This window comes from Actinomadura parmotrematis (genome assembly GCF_019458805.1).
GTDB lineage: Bacteria > Actinomycetota > Actinomycetes > Streptosporangiales > Streptosporangiaceae > Spirillospora > Spirillospora parmotrematis.
In genome coordinates this window covers 173556-192523 of the sequence record NZ_JAIBOA010000006.1, presented here as the reverse complement: position 1 = coordinate 192523, position 18968 = coordinate 173556, and the positions used below count along the sequence as shown (strand labels likewise).

Genomic DNA, 18968 nt, shown 5'->3' with positions numbered 1-18968 from the left:
GCCCGCTTCGGGCGTCTCACCTCGCAGGACCACCGGTTCCTCCCCGCGGAAGACGCCGGGGACGCGGCGGAAGAGCCGCCGCTGATTCCGGCCGGTGAAGCGGGGAATGCGGAAAGGGCGCACGTTGCTGTACTCTCGTGGTAGCGCCCTGGTTCCCCGCGCGATCGAGCGGCCGGGACGTGATTTCCCCGCCCGGGCCATCTGAGCGCCCGGTGGTTCGAGTTCCCCATTCGTCAGTGCCGGGGTATACGCATGGTGTATTCCAGGCCATCGCACCAAGGGAGCCGTAGCCGGTCCGGTGAACCGAGCTGCCATTCTTTCGTTCTTTCCGCCAGCGCGCCGCGGGTACAGCGGCCGTACGCGGGAACAGACTTCCATGCGGACGCGTGCTGACGCGTCCGCCTGAGAAGGGAACCGCATTGCCCACCACCGCCATCTCCCCCGATCGGACGCTGCCCGCGAAGGTGCCGCGGCAGCAGTCGGCGGAGCCGGTCGCCACCTCGGCCGAGGAGCTGACCGTCCCGTTCAGCGGGGTCCTGTCCATCCAGGACAAGCACGCCTTCGTGCGCACCTCCGGCTACCTGCCCGGCCCCGACGACGTCTACGTCTCGCTGGCCCAGGTCAAGGCCAACCACCTGCGCCCCGGCGACATCGTCGAGGGCTCGGCCCGCACCCCGCGCTCGGGCCGCGAGAAGTTCAGCGCCCTCGTCCACGTCGACACCGTGAACGCGCTGCCGCCGAAGCAGGCCGCCGGCCGCCCCGAGTTCGGCCGCCTCACGCCGCTGTTCCCCGACGAGCGGCTGCGCCTGGACACCGGCCCCCTCGCCACCCGGATCATCGACCTGATGTCCCCCATCGGCAAGGGCCAGCGCGGGCTCATCGTGTCGCCGCCCAAGGTCGGCAAGACCATGGTGCTGCAGGCCCTGGCGAGCGCGATCAGCGCCAACAACCCCGAGGTGCACCTCATGGTGGTGCTCATCGACGAGCGCCCCGAGGAGGTCACCGACATGCTGCGCACCGTGCGCGGCGAGGTGGTCCACTCGACCTTCGACCGGCCCGCCGAGGAGCACACCGCGCTCGCCGAGCTCGCCGTGGAGCGCGCCAAGCGCCTCGTCGAGCAGGGCCACGACGTGGTCATGCTGCTCGACTCCATCACCCGCCTCGGCCGCGCCTACAACCTCGCCGCGCCCTCCAACAGCCGCATCCTCGCGGGCGGCGTCGCGACGACCGCGCTCTACCCGCCGAAGAAGTTCTTCGGCGCCGCCCGCAACATCGAGAACGGCGGCTCCCTCACCATCCTCGCGACCGCGCTCGTGGAGACCGGCTCGCGCATGGACGAGGTGTTCTTCGAGGAGTTCAAGGGCACCGGCAACATGGAGCTGAAGCTCGACCGGTCCCTCGCCGACCGCCGCGTCTTCCCCGCCGTCGACCTGGAGGCCTCCAGCACCCGCCGCGAGGAGCTGCTGATGGCGCCCGAGGAGCTGGCGCTCAACTGGCGGCTCCGCCGCGCGCTGTCCGGCATGGACAAGCAGGGCGCCGTCGAGCAGCTCCTGGAGAAGATGAAGGGGACGGCCTCCAACGCCGAGTTCCTGCTGCGCGTCCAGCAGTCCGCCTGATCCTCCGGCCGTACCGGCCGGTCCCTCGAAGAGACGGGGTCAGTGGCCCTCGGGGCGGAAGCTGCCGAGGATCTTGTCGTAGAGCCGCTGGCCCGGCGTCCAGCGCGCGTCCGGCGCGGAGAAGGACAGCTCGTAGCCGCCGGCGCGGCTGTGCAGCCCGTGCAGCTCGGGCGTGCCCGGCAGGCCCCGGTAGGTGAACTCCCACTCGGCCGCGCCGCCCGCGAGGTCGGGCGTGCGCTCCAGCCGCAGCCGGTGGTACCCGGCGTACAGGCCGCCGTCCTCGGCCGTCCGCTCCGCCGAGCGGAGGCCGCCCAGCGCGTCGCCGGGCGCCGGGGCGATCCGCAGCCGCTGCGGCGCGTCGGGGTCGTCCCACTGGACGGTGCCGTCCCGCTCGGTGCGCCGCCAGTCGGCGGGGACGTCCACCGAGTAGCCGCCCGGGACGCGGTAGTCGACGGTCCGCTCGACCGCGCCCGCGACCGGGACGAGCGTCGCCGCGTCGCTCTGCCCGACGGCGTTCCAGCGCGCCGTCCAGGCGCCGAGCACCACGACTGCGCCGGCGAACGCCGCGACGCTCGCGAACGCGCCGATCCGCGGGTGCCGCCGGCCTTCCCGGGGCGGTCGCCGCGCCCCGCCGCCGTCGTCCTGGGCGTCGTCGTCATCGTCGATCAGCGCGTCCAGCATGCGGGCCGTCTCCGCCGCCGTCAGCCGCTCGGCCGGGTCGGGCCGCAGCAGCCCGACGATCACCGGGCCGAGGACGCCCGCGTCGCGCGGCGGCTCGAACTCCTCCATCAGCACCGCCAGCATCGAGGCGAGCGCGTGCGGGCGCAGGAACGGCGGCGCGCCCTCGACGGCCGCGTACAGCGTCGCGCCGAGCGCCCACATGTCCGCCGCCTCGCCGCCGGGGTCGCCGCGGACCCGCTCGGGCGCCAGGTACGCCGGGGACCCCTGGATGCCGGGCGCCAGCGTGTCGGCGATGTCGCCGTCGTCGTCCAGGTGCACGGCGAGGCCGAAGTCGGTGAGCAGCACCCGCCCGTCGGCGCAGAGCAGCACGTTGCCGGGCTTGACGTCGCGGTGCGCGATGCCGGCGCCGTGCGCGGCGCGCAGCACCGCGAGGACCTCGCGGCCGACGCGGGCGGCGCGCGCGGGCGTCAGCGGCCCGTCCTCGGCGACGACCTGGAACAGCGACCGGGCGTGCACCAGCTCCATGACGATCCACGGGCGGCCGTCCTCCACGACCACGTCGTGGACGGCGACGACGCCGGGATGGGTGAGCGCCGCGGTGGCGCGGGCCTCCTCGACCAGGCGGCGGCAGAGCACCCGCCGCTCGCCCTCGGAGGCGCGCGCGGGCAGCCGCACCTCCTTGACGGCCACCTCGCGGTCGAGCACCTCGTCGTAGGCGCGCCACACGGTGCCCATGCCCCCGTGGCCCACCGGCGCGATCAGGCGATACCGCCGAGCTAGCGGTATCCGCCGTTCGACCCCCATGGGGCATTTATTCGTCGGATCGGGCCGGTGCAAGCGTGCCGCCGGGCAATCATTTCTTGACCAGGGACGGGCCGGGCGCGCGCGCCGCCCCGTCCGCGGGCGCCCGGCCGCGCGGGCGGGCCGCCGTCCAGGCCAGCCAGGCGAGGCCGCCGAACGGGACCTCGATCGCGAAGGTGTAGAAGGAGTAGAGCACCGTCGCGGCGGCGGCCGGGCCGGGCGCCACCCCGAAGTGCAGCAGCAGCGCGGCCGTGCCGGTCTCGCTGATGCCCGCCCCGCTCGGGGTGACGACGGCGGTCGTCAGCATCCGGTTGATCGCGAAGACGGCGGCGGTCTCGGCGACGCCGAGGCCCGCGCCGACCGCGCCGAGGCACGCCTGGAGCAGCCACGCCTGGAGCAGCAGGTAGGCGATCATGCCGAGGGTGAGGCCGGGGCCGCCCGTCCGCAGCACCCCGAGCGTCCGGTTCCGGACGTCCAGCAGCGCCCCGTCGGCCTTCAGCAGCAGCGCGCGGGGCCGGCCGGGGAGCCGCAGCGCGAGCCGGCGGACGAGGCCGTCCAGCGCCCGCGCCGCCTCCTCGGAGCGGAGCGCGAGCACCAGCGCGAGGAGCGCGGCGAGCAGCACCGCCGCGCCGAACCAGGCGAGCGTCGCGAGGCGCTCGTCCGGCACCCGGCCGGCGAGGAGCAGCGCGACGATCCCGACGGCCGGCAGCAGCAGCCGCGCCATCACGTTCCACACGCCGGTGACCAGCGTCGACACCGCCAGCGCGGCGTTGCGGTGGCCCCAGCCGCGGCCCATCGCGAAGGTGACGGCGACGCCCGCCGCGCCGCCGAGCGGCAGCAGGTTGCTGACCGCGCTGCCGACCGCGTTCATCAGGAGCGCCCGGTGATGCCGGAGGCCCGGCAGCGACGCCGTCAGCACGAACGTGTAGGCCGCGAGGCCCGCGAACCAGAGCGCCGTCAGGCCCGCGACCTGCACGGCGCCGAGGCGTCCGAGCTCGGCGCCGATGCGCTCCCAGTCCGCGCCGACGACGTAGGGCAGCGCGGCGAGGAGCGCGGCGGCGCCCGCCAGGGACAGCGCCGACAGCGCGACGCGGGCCGGCCTCCTCACCCGCCCGCCGGCGCGGGCTGGGGCGCGGGCCAGGCGGCGAGCGGGTGGTCGTGGACCTCGCCGGGCGGCAGGTCGCGCCGCACGTAGTACTCGGTGCCGAGCGCCCGCCGGAACAGCGGGCCCGGCAGCCGCAGCAGCGCGGCGAGGGTCCGGACGGAGCCGCCGCCCGTCGCCTGCGACGCGTGCGCGGCCATGCTCGCCCGCTTGGCGCCCGCCCACGCCCGCACCCGCACCCGGTGGGTGATCTCCGCGCGGCCCGCGTACGCCGCCTCGAACCGGGCGACGTCCAGGGCGCGCGGCACGAGCCGCCACCGGGCGAGCGGGCGGAGCGCCCGCAGCAGCAGGTCCCGGTCCACGGTGGCCTCCAGGACGACGGGCGTGCCCGCGAGCGCGGCGGCCGCGACCCCCGTCCGGTGGACCTGCACGTGATCGGGATGCCCGTACCCGCCCGCCGGGTCGTAGACGGTGAGCAGGTCGGCGCCCTCCTGCCGGAGCAGCCCGGCCAGCTCGGCGGCGACCTCGGCGACGTCCGCGGACGCGAACCCGCCGGGCGCGGCGCCGTCCAGGCCGGAGTCCCCGTACCCGAGCGCGACGACGCGGGCGCAGCCGAGCGCCGCCGCCGACGCCCGCACCTCCCGCATCCGCACCGCGCCGAGATCCCCGGCGCCCCCGGTCAAACCCAGCTCACCGGCCGTGGCCACCACGAGCACCACCCGGTGCCCCTCGGCGGCCAGGCGCGCCATGGTGCCCGCCGTCAGCAGCGCCTCATCGTCGGGATGGGCGTGGAAGAAGACGCAGGTCCGTCGCACTGCTTCTAGATGCCCGGCGGTCCGTGAAGATCAGGTCTGGGCGGCGTCAAACCTGGGCCATGCGGCGGCTGCCGCGCCCGCCGGGGCGGCCGCACTGCCGAGACTGCCAGCGATGAGAATCCTGCACGTCAGCGACTGCTTCCTGCCCCGGCTCGGCGGGATCGAGGTCCAGGTGGACGGGCTCGCGCGGGCGCAGCGCGCCGCCGGGCACGACGTCGCCGTCGCCACCGCCACGCCCGAGCGGCCCGGCGACGGCGCGGGCGCGGTGCCGCCGTTCCCGGTGGACCGGCTCGTCGCGCCGCTCCCCTGGGAGCTGCCGGTCGGCCGGTCGCTGGCGCCCGTGCTGGGCGCCCGCAAGCCCGACGTCGTGCACGTGCACGCGGGCGCGGTGTCGCCGTTCGCGTGGCGGGCCGTGCGGCGCGCGGGCCGGGCCGGGGTGCCGGTCGTCCTCACCGTGCACAGCCTGTGGGGGCCGTTCAGCCGGGCCTGCTACCGGGTGCTGTTCGCGGCGTGGGCGCGGCGCGGCGGGCTCGTCGTCACCACGGTGAGCGAGGCCGCCGCCGTGCCGATCCGGCGGGTCGTGGACGGCCGCGTCCCGGTGCGGGTCGTGTCGAACGGCATCGACGTCGCGCACTGGCGCGAGGATTTCGCGACGCACGCGCATCTGCGGGTGCGCGGCGCGGACCGGCTGCACGTCGTCGCGGTGGGCCGCTTGGCGCCGCGCAAGGAGCCGATGCGGCTGCTACGGCTGCTGCGCGACGTCGGCGCGCGCGCGCCGATCCGCGCGACCGTCGTAGGCGACGGCCCGGCGCGGCGCCGCATGGAGCGCTACGCGCGGCGGCACCGCATGGGCTGGGTGCGGTTCACCGGCCGCCTCGACCGGCCCGCCGTCCGGGCCGTCCTCGCGGGCGCGGACGTGTTCCTGGCGCCCGCGTCCCGCGAGTCGTTCGGGCTCGCCGCGCTGGAGGCGCGCCTGGCGGGCCTGCCCGTCGTGGCGCGGGCGGCGAGCGGCGTCGCCGACTTCGTCGAGCCGGGCCGCGAGGGGCTGCTCGGCCGGTCGGGCGCCGACCTGGCGGCGGCGCTGCTGCGGCTCGCCGCCGACCCGGCGCTCCGGCACGGCATGGCCGCGCACAACAGGACCACCGCGCCGGTGCGCTGCACCTGGCCGGCGGTCCTGTCGGCGTTCGACGGCTGCTACGAGGCCGCGTCGGCGAAGACGCCCCTCGCCCACTTGTAGTCGGACTTGCCGACGGCGGTGCGCTGCACCTCGTCCACGATCCGCACCTCGCGGGGCAGCTTGTAGCCGGCGAGGCGGCCGCGGCAGTGCTCGGTCAGCTCCGCCAGCGTCGGCGCGGTGCCGGGGCGGGGCGCGACGACGGCGGCGACGCGCTGCCCGAACCGCTCGTCGGCGAGGCCGACCACGACGACGTCCTCGACGTCCGGGTGGTCCTTGAGGGCGACCTCGACCTCCTCGGGGTAGACCTTCTCGCCGCCCGTGTTGATCATCAGGGAGCCGCGGCCGAGCAGCACGATCGTGCCGTCCTGCTCCAGCTGCGCGAAGTCGCCGGGCACCGACCAGCGGACGCCGCGCGCGTCGGTGAAGAACGTCGAGGCGGTCTTGGCCGGGTCGTTGTAGTAGCCGAGCGGGATGTGGCCGGTCCGGGCGAGCTTGCCGATGGCGCCGGGCGCGACGGGCTCCAGGTCGTCGTCCAGGACGGTGATCCCGGGCTTCATCGCGAACCGGGCGGTGCCCTCCTTGCCGCCGACCGACGGGCCGCACGCGCCGGTCTCGGACGCGCCGTAGTTGTCGAGGAACAGCACGTTCGGGAGCCGCTCCTGGAGCGCGGCCTTGGCGCCGTCGGTGAGCGGCGCGCCGCCGGAGGCGATCGCGAACAGCGAGGAGGTGTCGTGGCCGCCCTTGGCGAGCTCGGCGGCGATCGGCCGGCCCATCACGTCCCCGACGATCATGAGGACGTTGGCCTGCTCGGCGGCGAGCAGCCCGAGCGCCTCGACGGGGTCGAAGGCGTGGCTCGTGTAGAGGACCACCTTCGCGCCGCTGAACAGGCCCATGAACGCGACCCACTGGCCGGCGCCGTGCATGACGGGCGCGCAGTCCAGGACGGCCATCGGCGGCTGCTCGGCGTTCGCGGCGATCGCCTCGGGGCTGGTGATCGGGTCGCCGAGGACGTTGCCGCCGCCGAGCGCGGCGAAGAAGATGTCCTCGCAGCGCCACTCGACGCCCTTCGGGTACCCGGTCGTGCCGCCGGTGTACATGATGTAGCGGTCGTCGCTGGAGCGCTCGGGGAAGTCGTCGCCGGACGCGGCGGCGGCGAGCGCCTCCTCGTACCCGACGGCGTCCGGGACCTCGTTGGCGCCGCCGTCCTCCAGCACCACGACGTGGCGGAGGCCGGGCAGGTCGGCGCGGACCTCCTGCACCCTGGCGAGCAGCGAGCGCTCGCCGATCAGCGCGACCGCGTCGGAGTCGGACAGCACGTGGTGCAGCTCGCCCGCGACGTAGCGGAAGTTCACCGGCACCGGCACCGCGCGGATCTTGAAGGCGCCGAGCATCGCCTCGATCCACTCGGCCCGGTTGTAGGCGAGGATCGCCACGTGCTCGCCCGGCCGCACGCCCGCCGCGTCCAGATGGTGCCCGACGCGGCTCGCCCGCTCGTTCAGCTCCCGGTAGGTGCGGCGCTCGCCGCCGGCCACCAGGGCCGGCCGGTCGGGCCCCGCCGCGGCCAGGAGTTCGAGCAGATCGGCCAGGTTGTAGCTGCGCGCCATGCCGGTACCTCGCTGGGTCGGGGTGGTGAGGTGGTCGTCCCGATCATCCTCACCACCCCGTAAGTGTTCAATTACCCGTTGACAGGCCGTCCAATGAGATGGGTCACAGGGCGTCCGGATCAGCGCGGCAGCGGCACGTAGTGCAGGGACGTCGGGACGCCGCTGTCGACGAGGCGGCCGTCCGCGCCGAAGGTGCCGAGCCCGAAGTCGTTGTCGTTGATCACGGCGAGGGTGCGCGGGGTGGCGAGCGCCATCCCCTCGATCTTGCCCGGGAGGCCGGCGACCTTCGCGAGGTCGACGGCGAGCGTCTTCGGCAGCGCGGCGACGCCGGCCGGGACGTCCGCGGACTTCTCCAGGGACGGCGCCGTCGCCGGGTCGTCCCACGCGCTCCCGGCGATGTCGGTGGCCGCGCGCAGGTCCACGGTGTAGACGCGGGCGACCTTGTCGGTCCGCTCGTCCACGAGGACGCGGCGGCCGTCGAGGGCGGTCAGCGCGGAGATCTTCATCTCGTTCTGCGACCCGCAGGACGCCGGGTCGAACGAGCAGACGTCCTCGAACCGGTAGACGTACTCGGCGGACACCGTCCCGCGCCGCACGTCGAAGGCGAAGATCCGGGTGTTGCGGGACGCCTTGTAGGTCTTCTTGTCGGGGTTGGACAGCGGGCTCTGCACGGCGGCGAGCAGCGTGCGGCCGTCCGGGGAGACCGTGAGGCCCTCGAACCCGCGGTTGTAGGTGCGGGCGTTCAGGATCGCGGGCAGCGTGTCGCGCACGGGGTAGCCCACGCCCCGGGCCTTCCAGCCCTTCGGCACGAACCGCTCGATGACGCGGCCGCGCGCGTCCAGGTGCAGCAGCGACGGCCCGTACTCCTCGGCCACCCAGAACTCGCCGTTCCGGGTGCGGACGAGGCCCTCGGAGTCGATGCCGTCGGGGTCGTAGGCCAGCCTGGTCCGGCCGTCGACCGAGTACGGCGCGTCCTCGCGCCCCTCGACGTTCGGCAGGCCGGTGACGGGCCTGCCGTGCGCGCCGGTGATCGGGATGGCGCGCCGGACGGAGATCCGGCCGCCGCGCACCTTCAGCTGGACGATCGTCGGGTCGAAGGAGGCGACGGGGAAGGTGGTGCGGTCCTCGCCGTCCACGGTGACGGTGCCGTTCGGGCCCCGGTCGGTGATCGCCCAGAACTCGTCGGCGGGCGCGCCCGGCTCGTGGAACAGGTCGCTGCCGATGCCGCCGAGCGCGACGCCGCGGTCGTCGGCGATCGTGCCGGGCAGGACGCGGTTCTGGAACGCCTTCAGCGGGACGCGCGGCAGGACGGCGGATCCGGCGGGCTCGTGGCGGGGGTGGGCGGAGGCGGCGCCCGGTACGGCGACCGCGGCGGCGGCGGCGAGCGCGGCGGCGGTCCGGAGGGCGGAACGTGAGATCACGGCGCGACGCTAGGGCCCGCCGGTGACGTGCGGGTGAGCGGCGGGTGAAACCCCTGGTGATGCCCGCGCCGTGAGCGGTGTCACGTGCGCGGGGGCCGCCGCTTCCGGCCAATCGCGGGCGTTCTTACAGCCCTCTTATCCGGGTACCGGCATGCTGTGCCGTAACGATTCAGTATCAGACGGGGGTACCGGTGAGCGCAAGCGCGGTGGCGTGGACGCCTCCCTCCTGGGAGGAGATCGTCAGCGAGCACTCGACCAGGGTGTTCCGGCTGGCCTACCGGCTGACGGGCAACCGCCACGACGCCGAGGACCTCACCCAGGACGTCTTCATCCGGGTGTTCCGCTCCCTGTCGTCCTACAGCCCCGGCACGTTCGAGGGCTGGCTGCACCGGATCACCACCAACCTGTTCCTCGACCGCGCCCGCCGCAAGCAGCGCATCCGGTTCGACGCGCTCGGCGACGACGCCGCCGAGCGGCTCCAGGGCCGCGAGCCGACCCCGGCGCAGGCCTACGACGAGAGCCACCTGGACGCCGACATCCAGCGGGCGCTGGACGCGCTCGCCCCCGAGTACCGGGCGGCGGTGATCCTCTGCGACATCGAGGGCCTCACCTACGAGGAGATCGCCGCCTCGCTCGGGGTGAAGCTCGGCACCGTCCGGTCCCGCATCCACCGCGGGCGGGCGCAGCTGCGCACCGCGCTGGAGCACCGGCGGCCCGCCGAGGCCGCCGCGTCCTCCTGACCGGCCGGCGCCCGCCGGAGTGACCACCGTCACCCGTGACCGGTAAGTCCGCACTGTCCTAACCTCGGCGCGTGGACATCGTCTTCGAGCGCCGCGGGTCCGGCCCGCCGCTGGTCCTGCTGCACGGCATCGGGCACCGCTGGCAGGCGTGGGAACCGGTCCTCGACCGGCTCGCCGCGCACCGCGACGTCATCGCCGTCGACCTGCCCGGCTTCGGCGCCTCGCCGCCGCTGCCCGCCGGCACCCCCTACACCCTGGACGCCGCGCTCACCGTGCTGGCCAAGGCGTTCGCCGACCTCGGCCTGGACCGGCCGCACATCGCGGGCAACTCGCTCGGCGGCCTGTTCTCGCTGGAGGCCGCCGACCGCGGCCTCGTCTCGTCCGCCACGGCCCTCTCCCCCGCCGGGTTCTTCAACGCGCTGGAGCTGCGCTACGCCACGGCGGTGCTGCGCGCCTCCCGGCTCGCCGCGAACGTCCCGGACGCGGTGCTGGACGGCCTCGCCCGCTCGCCGCGCCGCCGCGCCGCCATGTTCGGGATGATCTACGGCCGGCCGCACCTGCTGGACGCCGCGGTCCTCGCCGCGGACGCGCGGGCGATGCGCGACGCCGCCGGGTTCGAGCCGACGCTCCGGGCGGGGCGCGCGACGCGGTTCCTCGGCGCGTGCGCGGACGTCCCGGTGACGCTCGCGTGGGGCACCCGGGACCGGCTGCTGCGGGCGTCCCAGGCCGTCCGCGCCCAGCAGCGCCTGCCGCACGCCCGGTTCGTGTGGCTGAAGGACTGCGGGCACGTCCCGATGGGCGACGACCCGGACCTGGTCGCGAAGGTGCTGCTCGAAGGCAGTGATCATCCGCTGCTGACGGGCTGAGGTCAGCGCGGCCAGGTCGCGAAGGTGGCCGCGGCCTCCGTGCGGCCCTGGCGGCGGCCCTCGGCGAACACCGGCGCCCACCGCGACCGGTCGCCGAGGTCGTCGCCGAACGCGGCGCGGCCCCGCTCGTCGGGGACGAGGCTGCCCGCCGACGCCATGCGCGCGATCGGCTCGACGACCACGACGGTCGCCGCGCCCGCCGCCAGGTGCGGGTAGGCGCCGCCGCCGAACGCGCCGTCGAGGTAGGGGCGGCCGTCGATCGGGACGGGCCGGGCGTAGCCGGGCGCGGCGCTGCTGGCGGCGACCGCCCGCGACAGCGGGGCGCCGCCGTCCCAGACGCGCGGCTCGCCGCGCTCGGCGTCCACCGTCGTGACGAGCAGCCGCTTCGCGGGCCAGGCGTCGGTGCCGAGCAGGGCGCGCATGTTGGCGACGTGCTCCTCGGGGTCGAGGGCGTCGGCGGCGAGCGCGAGCCGGCCGACCCGGCGCAGCCGCTCGGGGTGGTCGACGGCGGGATCGTTCAGCAGCTCGAAGACCCGCGCCATCGTCGGGCCCGTCGAGGTGGGCCGGGACGGGCGGGCGGGGACGCCGGCGAGCTCCGCGAGGTCGCGCCCCGACCTGATCGCCGCGCCGGCGATGGCGCCCGCCGACGTCCCGACGATCAGGTCCGCGGCGTCCGGGTCGGCGCCGCCGTCCCGCAGCCCGGCGGCGAGGCCGAGCAGCCACGCCGTCCCGACGGGGCCGCCCGCCCCGAGCACCAGCGCCGTGCCTGTGGTGTCCATGCCCCCGACGCTAGGGGCGCCGGGCGGCGCGCGGATCCGTCAGGTGACCGGTCGCGGGTCAGCCGTCCCCGCGGACGGCCCGCACGTACCACTCCGCCGACCCGACGCGGATCGCCTCGCTCGCCAGGCGCCGCGCGGACGCGGTCGCGAGCTGGGCGAGGGAGCTCTCCACCCACGGCCCGGTGTTGTGGTTGCCGTGCTCGCCGTACTCCACGGCCTGGAGCAGGCATTCGAGCTTGTCGGCGTCGCGGGCGCAGCGGGCCTCGGCGCTCTCGCCGCCCTCGTACTCGCCGACGGCCGACCCGACCATGGCGGCGACGGCGTCCGGCAGGCCGCGCGTCTGGTGCGCGGTGACCTCCTCGTTCGGCATCGTCGCCGTGTAGGGGCGGGCCAGGTACGGCAGGTCGGTGATCCGGGTCTCCTGCGTGTCGTGGAAGAGGGCGAGGAGCGCGGCCCGCGCCGGGTCGGCGCCCTCCAGGACCGCGAGGACGCTCGCGACGACCGCCGCCCGGTGCGAGTGGTCGGCGATGCTCTCGGGGTCGCGCACCCCGGCGACCAGCCAGCCGGCCCGCTTGTAGCGCTTCAGCAGCCCGACCTCGTACAGGAACCCGGCCAGCCGCGCGTTCTCGTCCGCCATCCCGCCATTCTCCCAGCGGCATCACCCGTCCCGAGAGCCATAGGAACCTCACCCGGAGGGTAGGTAAGGGGCCATGCGAGCCATCACCGTCGCCGCCTACGGGGACACGCCCGAGATCATCGACGTCCCGCGGCCGGATCCCGGCCCCGGCGAGGTGCTCGTCCAGGTCGTCGCGGCGGGCCTGAACCCGCTCGACTGGAAGATCGCCGACGGGCTGCGCAAGGACGTCCACGACGTGCGGTTCCCGCTCGTCCTCGGCGTGGACGGCGCCGGCACCGTCGCCGCCGTCGGCCCCGGCGAGCGGCGGGTGAAGGTCGGCGACCGGGTGTTCGGGTCGTTCTACCAGACGGCGCGGGGCCTCGGCTCGTACGCCGAGTACGCGATCGCCGGGCCGGACGACCCGCTCGCCGTGATCCCCTCCTCGCTCAGCTTCGCCCGCGCGGCCGCCGCGCCGATCCCGGCGCTCACCGCCTACGGGCTGCTGTGGAAGGCCGACGTGGACGCCGGGCAGAAGGTCCTGGTGATCGGCGCGACGGGCGGGGTGGGGCGCGGCGTCGTCCAGCTCGGCGCGAACCTCGGCGCGCACGTCATCGGCACCGCGGGCGACGGCCGCGCGGACGCGCTGCGCGGGCTCGGCGCGGCCGAGACCGTCGGCCGCGACGCGGGCGAGCTGTCCCGCGAGGTGTACCGGGCGCACCCGGGCGGCGTCGACGTGATCGTCGACCTGGTGCACGGGACCGCGGACACCGGCCGCCTCGCGTCCCTGCTCCGGCCGGGCGGCACCTACATCAGCGCGGTGCGCGGCGTGGACGCGGACGCCCTCACCGCCCGCGACCTGCGCGGCATGAACTTCGCCGTCCGCGACACCCCGCAGTCGCTCGGCGAGGTCGCGGCGCTGATCGAGGCGGGCCGCCTGGACGTCGCCGTGGACCGCGAGCGCCCGCTGGAGGACGCCCCGGCCGCGCTCGCCGCGAGCCGCGCGGGCGAGGCGAGCGGCCGCACCGTCCTGCTCGTCTGACCCCGCTCGGGCCGGACCGCGGGGGCGCGCGGCCCGGCCCGCCCGGTCAGGTGACGGGGTTGTCGACCAGGTAGACGCGCGGCGACGGGGTCGCGCAGGACGCCGCGACGGCCGGGCCGCCGTCGAACGTCAGGCTCGCGGCGGCGTCGCCCAGCGACACCGCGACGCTGGCCGCGCCGGGCGCCGGGGTGAACGGCCCCGCGGTGAGCGTGCCGTCCGCGGGCAGCGGCACGACGATCTGCCTGCCGCGGACGAGCGGGGTGCTCGGGATGGCGATGCCGCCGGCCGGGATGACGTTCTGGGCGGCCGGGGTGCCGCCCTCCACCGCCAGGTTCAGCGCGGTGACCCGCCCGGCCGCCGTCGTGTGCCCGGCGGCGATGAGCCGGTCCACGGTGGCGGCGGGGATGACGAGGGCGCCGCTCGCCTGCGTGAAGGAGAACGCGGCGCCCTTCTTGGCGATCAGCGGGATGTGCGCGCCGACCGCGATGCCGACGTCGAGGGTGTCGGCGCCGACCTTGCAGGCGTAGGGGGCGTCGACGATGCCGACGAGCTCGTTGGAAGCGGGCTCGGGGAAGTTCAGCGGCACCCCGGTGATCTTGGCGGGCGGCTGGCCGGGCGCGCCGCCGACCGCGATCGTGAGCAGCGCGTTGCCGGCCGACGGCGTGCAGTCGGCCTTGATCGGAATGCTGAAGCCGAGCGAGGACTTCAGGTCGATCTCGGCGACGGCGTGGTCGAAGGCGAGCGTCACCTTGCCCGACGAGGGCGCGGTGTAGGGGCCGACGTCGAAGGTGCCGTCGAGCGGCAGGCCGACCTTGAGCGCCTGCCCCGCCTTGATCGCGATGTCCTTGATCTCGAAGGGCTCGTCCTTCGCGATGTTGATGACGGACGGCGTCGAGTCGCTCGCCCCGATGCTGAGGTCGGTGACGCGCGCGTCGGCCTTGTCGATGCCGAGGATCGGCGCGAGCGACGTCAGCCAGGACGGGAACGTGATGCTGCCCGAGCCCTGGCTCAGGTAGAACCGCTGGCCGGGGCCGAGCTGGACGGGCGCGACGCCCTGCACGTCCACGTCGGTCGGCAGGTAGAAGACGGGCAGGCCGCCGAGAGTGATGGTGCAGCCGATCGGGAGCTTGAACCGGCCGGTGTCGGCGCCGACGGCCGGGACGTCGCCTGGCGGCAGCGCGTGCGCGGGCGGCTGGACGAGGGCGAGGAGCAGCAGGCAGAACGCCGCCGTCGCCGCCGCCAGCGCGGCCGCGGGCCGCCGCAGGGGGTGGGGGACTCGCATGGGAGAGGACCTCCGGTTCCACAGGTATACGGGGATACTCCTGGGTACGCACAGGATCTCCGCGGGGCCGGAGCGGCGATATCCATGCCGGTACCGAAAAGGCGCGGCGGATTTAGCAGCGGTCTTCGGAAGCGGCATTTCACGGGTGCCGCACAAAGGCGTTCGCGGCCTCGCTAGGATGGCGCCGTTCACCGAACGGGACGGGATGGATGAGCGACTCCGGGAGCCGGCTGGCCGAGGTGTACGGGGCGGACCGCCCCGGGCTGCCGCGCGGCCGCAGCAGCCTGCCCGCCGAGGTCGTGCGGGCGGCGCAGCGCGGCCGGCTGCTGCGCGCGATGATCTCCTCGGTGGCCGAGCTCGGCTACACGGGCACCACCGTCGCGGGCGTGGTGGGCCGCGCGCGCGTGTCCCGCAAGGCGTTCTACGATCACTTCGAGGATCTGGAGGACTGCCTCCTGGCCGCCGTGGACGAGGCCGAGCGCGCCGTCGTCGGCGAGCTGACGGCGCGCCGGGAGGCGGCCGGGCCGCCCGGCCGCACCGCCCGCGACCTGCTGCGCTCCGGGCTCGCGGCCTACCTGGCGCTCTGCGCGAAGGAACCGGAGTACACGCGCTGCCTCATGCTCGAACTGCCCGCCGCGGGGCCGCGCGCGCTGCGCCGCCGCCAGCGTTCCTACGCCTCCATCGCGGAACTGCTGAAAGCGTGGCACGCACGCTCCTCGCGCGACCATCCCGAATGGCCGGAGCCGTCGGAATATGATTATGCGGGGGCCGTCGGAGCCGTCGCCGAAATCGTTTTTGTGAAGTGCGCCGAGAACGACACCGCGAGCCTGCCGCGGCTCGTCGACGAGGTGACGGCGATCGTGCTGCGCGTCCTCGCCGTCCCGCCGGACCGGCCGGTCTAGCCGGCGCAGGCCGCGAGGAAGCGCGCCATGGCGGGGTCGTCGGCGACGTCGTCGGCGCCGAAGGCGGCCCGGACCTCGGCGGCGAGCTCGCGGACGCGGTCGCCCGGCGGCGCGCCGTGCACCGGGCCGGGCGCGTCGCCCTTCCCGGCGAGGGCCGCCGCGACGATCCGCGCGGCGAGGTCCAGCAGCTCCGCGTGGACGGGGCCGTCGCCGTCCCGCTCGGCGACGGCGAGCAGGCCGAGCAGCGCGAACGAGGCGGCCTCGGACAGGTCGCCGCCCGGCGCGAGCAGCGCGTCCAGGTCCGCGACGGCCGCCGCGTCGCCGCCGCGGGCCGCGGCGAACAGGCCGGGGAAGGCGGGGGCGCCGAGCGCGTCCCAGTCGAGCCGCCGGAAGAGGGTCAGGACGGAGCGGAACGGCCAGAGGCCGCGGGGGTCCAGGTCGAGGACGGCGGTGCCGGTCGGGCCGCCGGCGCGGAGCCGGCCGTCCGGCGCGAACGCCAGCGCCGCGATCCCGGGGCCGAGGCGGACGTCGGCGCTCTCGCCGGACCCCACGTCCCACAGGCGGGCCAGGCCGTCCTCCCAGACGGCGGCGAACGCCGGGCCCGCCGACGTCGCGCCCGCCGCGACGGCGCGGACGGCCGGGCGGCGCTCCGCCACCTGCGCGACGCCCTCGTCCGCCTCCTCCACGCGCACGCCGCCGCCGGAGCCGATCACGACGGCGGGCTCGTAGCCGTCGGCGTCGATCGTGGCGCGCAGGCCGCCCGCCTCGGGCGCGGGCGCCTCCAGCGGCTCGTCGAGGACGGCGGCGACGGCCCACCCGTCGCCCTCGTCGCCTTCGGCGAGGGCGAGGAGCGGCGGGAGCGCCTCGGGCCGGAACACCTCCCAGTCCTCGCCGAGCGCGCGGGCGGCGGCGCGGACGGCGTCCTCGGTGCGGCCGCAGACGAGCAGGCCGGGGCGGTGGAGGCTGTCCCCCGCCTCGTGGAACAGGATCACGTCGGGGCCGCCGTACAGGTGGACCTCGGCGCCGAGCTCGCGCCACGGCGCCAGGCCGAGGGACGGGTAGCGGGCGCGGACGCGGTCCAGCAGCGCCTCGTCGGCGTCCTCCTCGGCCGTCCAGCCGAAGTGGGAGCAGAGGCGGTCGACGGCGAGGAGCAGGAAGAACTCCGAGATGGACGCCGCCTGGAACTCCCACTCGTCGTCGCCGACGCCGACCAGCACCTTGGGGTCGTCCTCGCCGGACTCGGCGGCGAGGTAGGCCCATTCGTTGCAGTGCTGGTTCTCGGCCATGAACATGCAGAGCCGCGCGTCGCCGTTCGCCGGCAGGTACGGCGACCCGGCGGGCAGGCCGCCCGAGACGTTGTAGCCGTCGGGGTCGGGGCAGAGCGTCGGCGGGTAGGCGGGGTTCGTCCCGTACAGGCCGGGGCTGTGGGTGAAGGAGTTGAAGGGCAGGTCCCACCACTCCTCCAGGGCGGCGGGGACGGGCAGGCCGGGGTCGGTGTCGCCCGCGCGCCCGGCGAGGTCGCGGACGTACGCGCGGTGCTCGTCCTCCAGCTCGCGCCGCCACGGCTCGGCGCCCTCGGGGACGCGGTAGCCCCACTCCTCCTGGAGGCGGCGGAGCGCCTCCCAGCGGCCGCCCGCCCGGCGGCGCTCCGCGAAACGCCCGTAGTCGATGATCTCCCCCATGGGGGGTCAATCTAGCCGCCGGTCAGGTGGTGCGCAGGCAGATCAGCCCGGGGTAGTGGCCGCTGTCGGAGACCTGGCGGTCGGCGCCGCCGGGGCAGCGGCGGCCGATGTCGACGGTGGCGACGACGCGCGCCCAGGCGTCCTCGCCGCAGCCGGTCTCGCGCAGCCCCCCGAAGATCATCGTGCCGAGGGGCATCTCGGTGGTGGCGGGCTTCTCGACGCAGGTGCCGTTCTCGAACTGCGGCCCCGGCTCGCGGACGTCCGCGCCGTAGCCGTGGCAGATGACGGGCAGGGACGGGTGCGTGCGGCGGGTGCTGTTGAAGTCGGCGAGGTCGCCGTTCTTGTCGCGGCACCGCGACTTGGACTTCTGGAAGCTGCTGATCTTGCCGGGGCCGTACCGGTCGTAGCAGGCGCGCTCGACCGGCCCGGCGGCGCCGGCGGCAGGCGGCGCGGCGTAAATGCAGTCGCCGACGCGCAGGACGCCGCCACCGTGGCCGGGCCGCCCGGGGTGCGGGTCCCTGGTGTTGACGGTGCACGCCCAGTCGTCGGCCGGCGTCCTCACGAACCCGTCGGTCTCGGCGGGGCAGGCGGTCCGCGCGGCGTCCGATCCGCCGCGCACGAGCTTGACGATCCGCCCGGCGGCCTCGGGGGCGCCGCACGGCACGGCGCGTCCGGCGGGGGTGGTGGCGGGCTCGTCGCCCTCGTCCCAGCGCAGGTTCACGCACTGCCCGGCCTCCCACGGCGCCGTCGGGACGGGCGAGGCGGAGGCGGACGGGGACGGCGGCGGCGTGCTCGCGGCGCGCTCCGGTTCGGGCTCGCCCGAGCACGCGGCGAGCGCCGCCAGGAGGAACGTCACGGCGAGGATCGGCCGCATGGGAGCTCCCACGGTCGTTTCCCCGCATGGTGCGGGCCCGCCGCGCCGGGCGCAATCCCCGCCCCCGCCCCGGCCGCATCCGGCCGCCGGGGCGGGGGCGGGACGGGTCAGCCGATCTCGGCGCGGCCGTCCTTGATGACGACGTCGCCGCTGCCGGACGTCGTCTCGAACGCGTAGGCGCCGCCGCCCGCGTCCCAGATGCGGGTGGTGACGTCCTCGCCCGGCAGGACGGGCTTGGAGAAGCGGACCGCGAGGCGCCGCAGCCGCCGCGGGTCGCCCGCCGCGACCGACTCGATCACCGCGCGGGAGGTGAACGCCATGGTGCAGAGGCCGTGCGCGATGATGCCGGGCAGCCCGGCCGACTTCGCGAACTCCTCGTCCAGGTGGATCGGCATCGGGTCGCCGGACGCCTCGGCGTAGCGGAACGTCTGGTCGTCGTCGACGTGCTGGACGACCTCGGCGACCGGCGCGGCGTCCCGCAGCTCCTCGGGGAAGGGGTGCGGCGGCGCGACCTCGCCGGCGTCCTCGCCCGCCTGGAAGCCGCGGAAGAACGACACCATCCACTGCTCCACGACGAGGTCGCCGGCCCCTTCCGGCGACGCGGTGCGGGTCTCCAGCTTCACCGACACCGTCCTGCCGGACCGCTTGGACGAGAAGCCCGTCACCATCGCGCGCGACACGAGCGTCGCGCCGGGCTCGATCGGGCGGTGGAACACCATGTCCTGCTCGCCGTGCACGACGAACGGGATGAGGCTGTCGGGGACGACGGTGAACAGCGGCCCGATCATGCCCTCGAAGACGGGCACGATGGCGAAGACCGGCGGCGCCGTCTCGCCCTCCAGGTAGACGGGGTTGGCGTCGTTGGTCGCCTTCGCGTAGGCGACCGTGCGGTCCCGCTCGACCTTGAACTCGAACGGGTCGCTCCACACGCCGAGGTTCTCGGTCCTCAGCCGCTGCTCGCTCATCGGGGA

At 75.7% G+C, this 18968-nt stretch carries 16 protein-coding genes and 1 pseudogene; 6 read left to right on the top strand and 11 right to left on the bottom strand.

Going from position 1 to position 18968, the window contains the following annotated elements:
• Window positions 1–473 precede the first annotated feature (473 nt).
• Window positions 474–1616 (top strand): annotated as a pseudogene (gene rho, locus K1Y72_RS11665) (transcription termination factor Rho); the annotation flags it as partial.
• Window positions 1617–1655: 39 nt separating this feature from the next.
• Here rho and K1Y72_RS11660 read toward each other — a convergent pair.
• From K1Y72_RS11660 to K1Y72_RS11650, 3 genes are read right to left on the bottom strand one after another with little or no spacing between them, the layout of a single operon-like run.
• On the bottom strand, window positions 1656–3101 hold the full coding sequence (locus tag K1Y72_RS11660) for a protein kinase domain-containing protein (protein ID WP_258572287.1): 1446 nt from the start codon (window positions 3099–3101) through the stop codon (window positions 1656–1658).
• Window positions 3102–3150: 49 nt separating this feature from the next.
• Window positions 3151–4206 (bottom strand): lysylphosphatidylglycerol synthase domain-containing protein, encoded by a 1056-nt coding sequence (locus tag K1Y72_RS11655; RefSeq protein WP_220165948.1) that lies wholly within the window; start codon window positions 4204–4206, stop codon window positions 3151–3153.
• Window positions 4203–5015, bottom strand: coding sequence for a PIG-L deacetylase family protein (locus K1Y72_RS11650; RefSeq protein ID WP_220165947.1), 813 nt, complete (start codon window positions 5013–5015; stop codon window positions 4203–4205). Before K1Y72_RS11650 ends, K1Y72_RS11655 begins: the two co-directional genes overlap by 4 nt.
• Before the next feature lie 112 nt (window positions 5016–5127).
• On the opposite strand from K1Y72_RS11650, the gene K1Y72_RS11645 reads away from it, so the two are divergent.
• Window positions 5128–6252: a glycosyltransferase family 4 protein gene (locus K1Y72_RS11645; protein ID WP_220165946.1), complete on the top strand. Its 1125-nt coding sequence runs from the start codon at window positions 5128–5130 to the stop codon at window positions 6250–6252.
• On the opposite strand, the gene K1Y72_RS11640 is transcribed toward K1Y72_RS11645, so the two are convergent.
• Together K1Y72_RS11640 and K1Y72_RS11635 are read right to left on the bottom strand one after the other, a co-directional pair.
• A complete protein-coding gene (locus K1Y72_RS11640; RefSeq protein WP_220165945.1) occupies window positions 6210–7796 on the bottom strand; it encodes an acyl-CoA synthetase in 1587 nt (528 codons plus the stop codon). The two genes, K1Y72_RS11645 and K1Y72_RS11640, sit on opposite strands and share 43 nt — an antisense overlap.
• Before the next feature lie 119 nt (window positions 7797–7915).
• Entirely contained in the window at window positions 7916–9217 is a 1302-nt protein-coding gene (locus K1Y72_RS11635) for an esterase-like activity of phytase family protein (RefSeq protein ID WP_308287018.1), read from the bottom strand.
• A 191-nt stretch (window positions 9218–9408) separates the two neighbouring features.
• Between K1Y72_RS11635 and sigE the strand changes: the two genes are divergently transcribed.
• Window positions 9409–9957, top strand: coding sequence for an RNA polymerase sigma factor SigE (gene sigE / locus K1Y72_RS11630; protein WP_308287017.1), 549 nt, complete (start codon window positions 9409–9411; stop codon window positions 9955–9957).
• Between the two features lie 71 nt (window positions 9958–10028).
• Window positions 10029–10823, top strand: a complete 795-nt coding sequence (locus tag K1Y72_RS11625) for an alpha/beta fold hydrolase (protein ID WP_220165944.1) — start codon at window positions 10029–10031, stop codon at window positions 10821–10823.
• A gap of 2 nt (window positions 10824–10825) precedes the next feature.
• On the opposite strand, the gene K1Y72_RS11620 is transcribed toward K1Y72_RS11625, so the two are convergent.
• Complete coding sequence (locus K1Y72_RS11620; protein WP_220165943.1) at window positions 10826–11602, bottom strand: patatin-like phospholipase family protein; 777 nt, start codon at window positions 11600–11602, stop codon at window positions 10826–10828.
• A 58-nt stretch (window positions 11603–11660) separates the two neighbouring features.
• A complete protein-coding gene (locus K1Y72_RS11615) occupies window positions 11661–12239 on the bottom strand; it encodes an HD domain-containing protein (RefSeq protein ID WP_220165942.1) in 579 nt (192 codons plus the stop codon).
• A 73-nt stretch (window positions 12240–12312) separates the two neighbouring features.
• Here K1Y72_RS11615 and K1Y72_RS11610 point away from each other — a divergent pair, with 73 nt between their 5' ends.
• Window positions 12313–13257 (top strand): NADP-dependent oxidoreductase, encoded by a 945-nt coding sequence (locus K1Y72_RS11610; RefSeq protein ID WP_220165940.1) that lies wholly within the window; start codon window positions 12313–12315, stop codon window positions 13255–13257.
• A 46-nt stretch (window positions 13258–13303) separates the two neighbouring features.
• Here K1Y72_RS11610 and K1Y72_RS11605 read toward each other — a convergent pair whose 3' ends face one another.
• Window positions 13304–14539, bottom strand: a complete 1236-nt coding sequence (locus K1Y72_RS11605) for a hypothetical protein (RefSeq protein WP_220165939.1) — start codon at window positions 14537–14539, stop codon at window positions 13304–13306.
• 209 nt (window positions 14540–14748) lie between these two features.
• On the opposite strand from K1Y72_RS11605, the gene K1Y72_RS11600 reads away from it, so the two are divergent.
• Window positions 14749–15441, top strand: a complete 693-nt coding sequence (locus tag K1Y72_RS11600; protein WP_220165937.1) for a TetR/AcrR family transcriptional regulator — start codon at window positions 14749–14751, stop codon at window positions 15439–15441.
• On the opposite strand, the gene K1Y72_RS11595 is transcribed toward K1Y72_RS11600, so the two are convergent.
• From K1Y72_RS11595 to K1Y72_RS11585, 3 genes are all read right to left on the bottom strand, one after another.
• A complete protein-coding gene (locus K1Y72_RS11595) occupies window positions 15438–17123 on the bottom strand; it encodes a WD40 repeat domain-containing protein (protein ID WP_220165935.1) in 1686 nt (561 codons plus the stop codon). The two genes, K1Y72_RS11600 and K1Y72_RS11595, sit on opposite strands and share 4 nt — an antisense overlap.
• Before the next feature lie 22 nt (window positions 17124–17145).
• Window positions 17146–18009 carry a hypothetical protein gene (locus tag K1Y72_RS11590; RefSeq protein WP_220165933.1) on the bottom strand — a complete coding sequence of 288 codons (864 nt, stop codon included), beginning with the start codon at window positions 18007–18009 and terminating at the stop codon, window positions 17146–17148.
• A 95-nt stretch (window positions 18010–18104) separates the two neighbouring features.
• Window positions 18105–18962 carry a MaoC/PaaZ C-terminal domain-containing protein gene (locus K1Y72_RS11585; protein ID WP_220165931.1) on the bottom strand — a complete coding sequence of 286 codons (858 nt, stop codon included), beginning with the start codon at window positions 18960–18962 and terminating at the stop codon, window positions 18105–18107.
• Between the last annotated feature and the right edge of the window lie 6 nt (window positions 18963–18968).

Excerpts from the sequence above, each read along its gene's own strand:
- K1Y72_RS11660 (WP_258572287.1), bottom strand. The coding sequence starts at position 3,101 with ATGGGGGTCGAACGGCGGATACCGCTAGCTCGGCGGTATCGCCTGATC.
- K1Y72_RS11645 (WP_220165946.1), top strand. The coding sequence starts at position 5,128 with ATGAGAATCCTGCACGTCAGCGACTGCTTCCTGCCCCGGCTCGGCGGG.
- K1Y72_RS11640 (WP_220165945.1), bottom strand. The coding sequence starts at position 7,796 with ATGGCGCGCAGCTACAACCTGGCCGATCTGCTCGAACTCCTGGCCGCG.
- K1Y72_RS11620 (WP_220165943.1), bottom strand. The coding sequence starts at position 11,602 with ATGGACACCACAGGCACGGCGCTGGTGCTCGGGGCGGGCGGCCCCGTC.
- K1Y72_RS11615 (WP_220165942.1), bottom strand. The coding sequence starts at position 12,239 with ATGGCGGACGAGAACGCGCGGCTGGCCGGGTTCCTGTACGAGGTCGGG.
- K1Y72_RS11610 (WP_220165940.1), top strand. The coding sequence starts at position 12,313 with ATGCGAGCCATCACCGTCGCCGCCTACGGGGACACGCCCGAGATCATC.
- K1Y72_RS11605 (WP_220165939.1), bottom strand. The coding sequence starts at position 14,539 with ATGCGAGTCCCCCACCCCCTGCGGCGGCCCGCGGCCGCGCTGGCGGCG.
- K1Y72_RS11600 (WP_220165937.1), top strand. The coding sequence starts at position 14,749 with ATGAGCGACTCCGGGAGCCGGCTGGCCGAGGTGTACGGGGCGGACCGC.
- K1Y72_RS11595 (WP_220165935.1), bottom strand. The coding sequence starts at position 17,123 with ATGGGGGAGATCATCGACTACGGGCGTTTCGCGGAGCGCCGCCGGGCG.
- K1Y72_RS11585 (WP_220165931.1), bottom strand. The coding sequence starts at position 18,962 with ATGAGCGAGCAGCGGCTGAGGACCGAGAACCTCGGCGTGTGGAGCGAC.